This window comes from Micromonospora sp. LOL_023 (assembly GCF_048060115.1).
Classification (GTDB): Bacteria; Actinomycetota; Actinomycetes; order Mycobacteriales; family Micromonosporaceae; genus Micromonospora_E.
On the sequence record NZ_JBHMIM010000149.1, the window covers coordinates 1 to 1,717 of the forward strand.

Annotated in this window: 2 protein-coding genes; both read left to right on the forward strand. The window is 71.6% G+C overall.

Annotated elements, in window-relative coordinates:
• Nucleotides 1-72: 72 nt before the first annotated feature.
• Nucleotides 73-810 carry an ABC transporter ATP-binding protein gene (locus ACFHVL_RS31160; RefSeq protein ID WP_416632200.1) on the forward strand — a complete coding sequence of 246 codons (738 nt, stop codon included), beginning with the start codon at nucleotides 73-75 and terminating at the stop codon, nucleotides 808-810.
• A 403-nt stretch (nucleotides 811-1,213) separates the two neighbouring features.
• Nucleotides 1,214-1,666 carry a hypothetical protein gene (locus ACFHVL_RS31165; RefSeq protein WP_416632201.1) on the forward strand — a complete coding sequence of 151 codons (453 nt, stop codon included), beginning with the start codon at nucleotides 1,214-1,216 and terminating at the stop codon, nucleotides 1,664-1,666.
• Nucleotides 1,667-1,717: the final 51 nt, after the last annotated feature.

The following is a 1,717-nucleotide window of genomic DNA, read 5'->3' on the forward strand; positions in this document are numbered from 1 at the left end:
AGGGGCATTCAGTCATACCGAGCCGGGCGACCGAGCCGTCCCCGGCTGGGGACGATCAAAAAGGTAACGGGCATGACCCAGGCAACCCCGGCGGCCGTCACCCTCGACGGTCTCAGCCGTACCTACCGCTCCCGCGCCGGCTCAGTGCATGCGCTGCGCGGTGTGACCCATGTGTTCCAGCGCGGCACATTCACGGCGATCATGGGGCCGTCCGGCTCCGGTAAGTCCACCCTGCTTCAGCTGGCCGCCGGTCTCGACCGGCCGACCGGGGGGCGGGTGACCGTCGGCGGCACCCGGCTCGACACGCTGAACGAGACCCAGTTGACCCGCTTCCGGCGTACGGCGATGGCGTTCGTCTTTCAGTCCTACAACCTGCTCGACGCGCTCACCGCGTTCGACAACGTCGCGCTTCCCGCCCGGCTGGCCGGGCGCCGTGCCGATCCGACCACGGTACGGACCGCGCTGGCCCACGTCGGCCTCGGCGAGCATGCCCGACGCCGGCCGTCAGAACTGTCCGGCGGCCAGCAGCAGCGGGTCGCGATCGCCCGGGCGTTGCACGGCCGACCCGAGGTGCTGTTCGCCGACGAGCCCACCGGCGCGTTGGATCGCGGCACCGGACGCGACGTGCTGGGGCTCCTGCGGTCGCTGGCCGACGGCGGCCAGACCGTCGTCATGGTGACCCACGATCCGCTGGCCGCCTCGTACGCGGACGGGGTGTTGTTCCTCGCCGACGGGCAGATCGTCGGTCACCTCGCACGCGCTGACGCCGGCCAGATCGCCGAGACGATGAACGACCTGGAGCGGAGATGATGCGCGGCCCGACGATGCTGGCCCTGGCCCGGCAGACCGTTCACCACTCCTGGCGCGGCTACCTGGGGGCCTTCGTCGCTCTGCTGTTCGGGGTCGTCCTGATCTCCGTCACCGTGACGCTGATCGGGAGCATCGACGCCACCGACGGCCGGCCCGGCGTGACAGCCGACATACGCCAGCGGGCCACGCTTGCGCACGACGACGACGGCAGCCCCGGCGAACCCGACCGGTCGAGATCGTCGACCTTGCCACCGCGTCCGCCGCCCGGGGCCTGGCCGCCACGCGCGGCACCCTCGACGACTTCCACGGAAACGCGGTCGCGGTCACCGCCACCTGGGTCACCGACGCCGGCATCGACCTGGGCGGCACCCTCCCGGTCTGGATCGACGGCAAGCGGATCCCGTTGCGGGTCGTCGCCGTCCTCCCCGACGCACCCGGTCTGTATGCCGAACTCGTCGTCCCGGCCGAACTGCTCCCGCCTGCGAGTATCCGGGCCACCGGGACGGTCTTCGTCGTCCCGCGCACCGACGCCGCCGCGACGCGGGAATCCCTGCGGCGCACGCTCGCCGGCACCGAGAGCCGGATCCTCGACTCCGGCGACTGGATCGACGCGACCGCGGCGCAGACCCGCGAGTCGAACAATTTCGGCCTCATCATCCTGCTCGGCCCGGCCGGCCTGTACGCCGCCATCGCGATGGTCAACGCCACCCTCATCGGCGCCGCCCAACGGCGCCGGCAGCGTGACCTGATCCAACTTCTCGGTGCGAGCCCCGACCAGGTCAGGCGGGCCGGCATCTGGCAGGCGGCTCTCGTCTGCGGCACCGGCCTGCTCCTGGGCCAATGCCACTTAACGTAAGTGGATCATGGGTGTGGGCTGGGGTTTCGCGGGTGGCGGCGTCACGCGGCG

Coding starts and splice junctions, on each gene's coding strand:
- ACFHVL_RS31160 (WP_416632200.1), top strand. CDS start 73: ATGACCCAGGCAACCCCGGCGGCCGTCACCCTCGACGGTCTCAGCCGT.